The 4,284-nt window shown below is 68.7% G+C and carries 5 protein-coding genes; all 5 read left to right on the forward strand.

Features of this window, described 5'->3' with window-relative positions; translation table 11 throughout:
• Positions 1-69: 69 nt before the first annotated feature.
• Positions 70-1,425 (forward strand): extracellular solute-binding protein, encoded by a 1,356-nt coding sequence (locus tag FNH08_RS45725; protein ID WP_152777559.1) that lies wholly within the window; start codon positions 70-72, stop codon positions 1,423-1,425.
• Positions 1,422-2,447: a carbohydrate ABC transporter permease gene (locus tag FNH08_RS45730; protein ID WP_322726511.1), complete on the forward strand. Its 1,026-nt coding sequence runs from the start codon at positions 1,422-1,424 to the stop codon at positions 2,445-2,447. Before FNH08_RS45725 ends, FNH08_RS45730 begins: the two co-directional genes overlap by 4 nt.
• Positions 2,447-3,268, forward strand: a complete 822-nt coding sequence (locus tag FNH08_RS45735; RefSeq protein WP_152777555.1) for a carbohydrate ABC transporter permease — start codon at positions 2,447-2,449, stop codon at positions 3,266-3,268. Before FNH08_RS45730 ends, FNH08_RS45735 begins: the two co-directional genes overlap by 1 nt.
• 86 nt (positions 3,269-3,354) lie before the next feature.
• Complete coding sequence (locus FNH08_RS45740; protein ID WP_152777557.1) at positions 3,355-4,026, forward strand: bifunctional 4-hydroxy-2-oxoglutarate aldolase/2-dehydro-3-deoxy-phosphogluconate aldolase; 672 nt, start codon at positions 3,355-3,357, stop codon at positions 4,024-4,026.
• Positions 4,023-4,284 (forward strand): PfkB family carbohydrate kinase (locus FNH08_RS45745; protein ID WP_322726512.1); only part of this gene is annotated, 262 nt, incomplete at its 3' end. The genes FNH08_RS45740 and FNH08_RS45745, both read left to right, overlap by 4 nt.

Below are 4,284 nucleotides of genomic sequence, written 5' to 3' on the forward strand. Positions count from 1 at the left end.
GCCCCGCACCCCGCCGCCACTCCCCACATGCCCGCACCCGTGTACGCCTCGCACGAAAGGCTCACCAGCATGTCCGTCCCGACCGCAGGGTCCCTCGACAGACGCCGTTTTCTCGCCTACTCCGCCGGAGCCGCGCTCGCCGCGACCGCGCTTCCCGGCTGCGCCGCCTCCATCGACGACGGCTCGGGCGGCGGCGGTTCGAAGGGCGGCAGCAAGACGCTCACCGTCATGTCCGTCGACGGCGAGATGGACAAGAAGACCATCAAGGCCGCCGAGCAGGCGCTGGGCGTGAAGATCACCTACCTCGCCTACGACGCGACGAAGCTCAACGCCATGCTGGCCGCCAAGAACCCGCCGGACGTGGTCCGCGGCAGCGGTGCGCTGGACACGCCGTACTTCGCCGCCCGCGGGGTGATGTCCGACCTGGACTCGTACTTCACCAAGAGCACGGTGCTCAAGGCCTCCGACCTCGACCCGGTCAACGACCTCTGGCGCTTCGACGGCAAGAAGCAGGGGGCGGGCCCCCGCTACGGCATGGCGAAGGACTACTCCCAGGACGCGATGTTCTGGTACCGCACCGACATGTTCGACGCCGCGAAGCTGGACCGCCCCAGCGAGACCGAGCCGCTGTCCTACGACGAGTGGCTCGACATGGGCAAGCAGCTGGTCAAGCGCAGGCTCGGGAAGATCAAGGTGTACGGCCTGAACCCCGGGGGCGGCAACTTCGCCATGTTCATGAACATGACGGCCTCGGCCGGCGGCCGGCTGTTCGCCGAAGACCTGGCCTCCGTCGACTTCTCCTCGCCCGAGGCGCTGAAGGCACTGAGCTGGTACCTGGAGTACGCCAAGGCCAACATCGGTCCGAGCCCCGCCAACCCGAACCCGGACGGCTGGGACGGGCCCACCTACCAGGCCAACCGTATGGCGATGGCAAGCGACGGCTACTGGTTCGGCGGGATGATCGGCGGCGACGCCAAGGTCGCCGAGGTGTCCCGGTTCGCGCCCGCCCCGCAACTGGGCGGCAACCGCATCAGCCCCTGCTTCGGTGCCACCGGCTACTGGATCCCCAAGCTGGCCAAGAACAAGGACGCCGCCTGGAAGTTCTTCGAGTGGTACTTCGGCGGTCGCCCGGCCAAGGACCGGGCCACCAGTGGCTGGGGCATCCCCACCCTGAAGTCGCTGCGCTCGCAGATGCCGCAGACTCAGCCGTACCAGAAGCAGGCCTACAAGGTGCAGCAGCAGGAGCTGCCGTACCTCCAGGTCATGACCGTCACGCCGTACGTTCAGACGACCGCGCTGGACGCGGTGATCAACAAGGTGCTGCCGGGTGCGATCAAGTCCGGCACCTCCGCCGGGAAGGTCGCCGACGAGCTGAACTCGCAGATGAACGGCGCGATCGCCAAGGGCAAGGAGCTGGTGGGGTGAGTACCGGTCAGCTCACCGGGAACACCGCCCAGGCCGTGCCGTCCCCGTCCCCGGGGGCGGCCGCCCGCCCCGCGCGCAGGCGGTTCTCACTCAGGCAGCGACGGGTGGCGGCGTTCTACGCGTTCACCGGCCCCTGGATGCTGGGCTTCCTGGGACTGACGGGCTACCCGCTCGTGTACGCGCTGTGGCTGAGCTTCACCAACTCCGACGGGCTCTCCAGCCGCACCCGCTTCGTGGGTCTGGCGAACTACAAGGAGGTCTTCTCCGACCCGGACACCATGGCCTCCCTCGGCCGGACCGCGCTGTTCACCGGCATCACCGTACCGCTGAGCATCGTGGCGGGGCTGATGCTGGCGGTGCTGGTCAACCAGCCGATACGCGCCCGCGGGGTGTTCCGCACCCTGCTGTACCTGCCCGCCGTCGTCCCGCCGGTCGGTGCGGCGCTCACCTTCAAGCTGATCTTCGACCGCGACTCGGGGGCGGCCAACGGCTTCCTGGACCTGTTCAGCGTCAACGGCGTGCCCTGGCTGGTCGATCCCTACGCCCGCTGGGTGCTGATCGTGCTCACCATGTGGGGCGTCGGCAACGTCATGATCATCTCGCTGGCCGGGCTCCAGGACATCCCCAAGGAGCTACTCGAGGCGGCGAGGGTCGACGGTGCCAATCCCTGGCAGTCCTTCACCCGGATCACCCTGCCCCTGCTCTCACCGGTGATCTTCTTCCAGGTAGTCACCGGGATCATCGGATCGCTGCAGACCTTCGCACCGCTGCTGATCGCGCTCAACCCCACCCCGGCGGGGGTGACGTCCGTCCCCGAGAGCAACTACTTCTACATGATCAACGTTTTCGCCCAGTACTTCGCCAACGGACGATACGGCTACGCCTCAGCGATGCTGTGGGTGCTCTTCGCGATCATCGTCTTCGTCACCTTCCTGCTGTTCAGGCTGAGCAAGGGCGCCGTCTTCTACTCCGTGGAACCGGAGTTGGCGAAGGACAGGCCCCGCACGATGGGAGACGCGTGATGGTGTTCGCCCGGCGCAACGCGATCTACATGCTCCTTGTGGCACTGCTCGTCCTCTTCCTCAGCCCCTTCGGCTGGCTGGCGATCACCGCTCTCAAGGACGCGTCGGAACTGCGGGTCATGCCCGTCCACTGGTGGCCGCACCACCCGAGCCTGGACAACTTCCGCCAGGCGCTGACCCAGTTCGACTATCTCGGCTATGCCCGCAACTCCGCGACGATCTCCGTGATCTACGCCGTGCTGGTGACCCTCGCCTCGGCGTGGGCCGGATTCGGCTTCGCAAGGCTCGACGGCCCCGGCAAGCGGGCGATCTTCGGGGTCCTGATGTCGACGATGATGCTGCCGGCGGTCATCACCCTCATCCCGACGTATCTGATGTTCGCCCAACTCCACCTGCTCAACACGTACATGCCGTGGGTGCTCTGGGGGTTGTGCGGCGCACCGTACCTGATCTTCCTGTTCCGGCAGTTCTTCAGCAACATGCCGAAGGAACTGGAGGAGGCGGCCATCGTCGACGGGTGCGGCACCTTCCGGATCTTCCTGCGGATCTTCCTGCCGCAGTCGTGGCCGGTCATCGCCACCAGCCTGATCCTGTCCTTCAGCTGGACGTGGGGCGACTACATCGGCCCCGCGCTGCTGCTGGACGACAGCCACACCACCCTCGCGGTCAAGCTCGCCACCGGCTACGTCAACGCACACGGTGAACCGATGCCCAACCTCGTCGCATCGGGCGCGGTGATGTACGTCGTCCCCGTGCTCGCGCTCTTCCTGATCATGCAGCGCGGCTTCATCTCCGGGATCTCCACCTCCGGACTCAAGTAACTCTGTTTACCAACGCACCATCTTGCAAAGGAACTCCTCATGACCAAGATCCTGGACACCGCCAACCACCCTGCTGTGGCGCGGTCATGACGGAGCGTCCCGCGCTCACACCCCAGCTGGACCGGACCCGGGTGATGGCCATCCTGCGCTCGGCCGACGCGACGGGCCTCGCCGCGGTGGCCCGGGCCCTCGCGGACGGCGGCGTCACCTGCCTGGAGGTCACCCTCACCACCTCGGGTGCCCTCGACGCGCTGGCCGCCATCCGGGAGGAACTCGGGTCCGAGGCGGCCGTCGGGGCCGGCACCGTGATCACCACGGGCGACGCCCGGGACGCGCTTGCGGCCGGGGCCGAGTTCCTGGTGTCCCCGGTCGTGGACACGGACGTGATCAGGGGCGCCGCCGACAGCGGCATCCCGTGCTACCCGGGCGCCTGGACAGCCACCGAGGTGTGCGCCGCCTGGCGCGCGGGCGCCGCCGCCGTCAAGCTCTTCCCGGCGAGCACCGGCGGGCCCGCCCACCTGCGGCAACTGCGGGCACCGCTGCCGGACGTACCGCTCGTCGCCGTCGGCGGAGTCGGTGTCGACCAGGCCCGCGACTACCTCGACGCGGGCGCCCACGCCGTGGGCATCGGCTCCCCACTGCTGCGCGGAGCCGACCGGAACCCGGCACCGGACGCCCTGGACGCCCTCACCACGAGGGCGCGCACGCTGCTGGACACGATCCGGGCCGAGCCCCGCGCCCAGAAGGCGGCCTCGTGAACGCCCCTTCCCCGGAACGCTCCCTGGTGACCGTCGGAGAGGCCCTCGCGGTCCTCGCCGCACCCGACGCCGGCCCGCTGGCCGTGGGCTCCGGCCTGCGCCTGGGCCTCGCCGGAGCCGAGTCGAACGTGGCGGTGGGCGTCAGCCGGCTCGGTGGATCCGCGACCTGGATCGGCCGTGTCAGCGACGACCCGCTCGGCGACCTCATCCTGCGCGAACTGCGCGCGGAAGGCGTCACCACCGTCGCCACCCGTGACC

Source organism: Streptomyces spongiae (genome assembly GCF_009377185.1).
Taxonomy (GTDB): domain Bacteria; phylum Actinomycetota; class Actinomycetes; order Streptomycetales; family Streptomycetaceae; genus Streptomyces; species Streptomyces spongiae.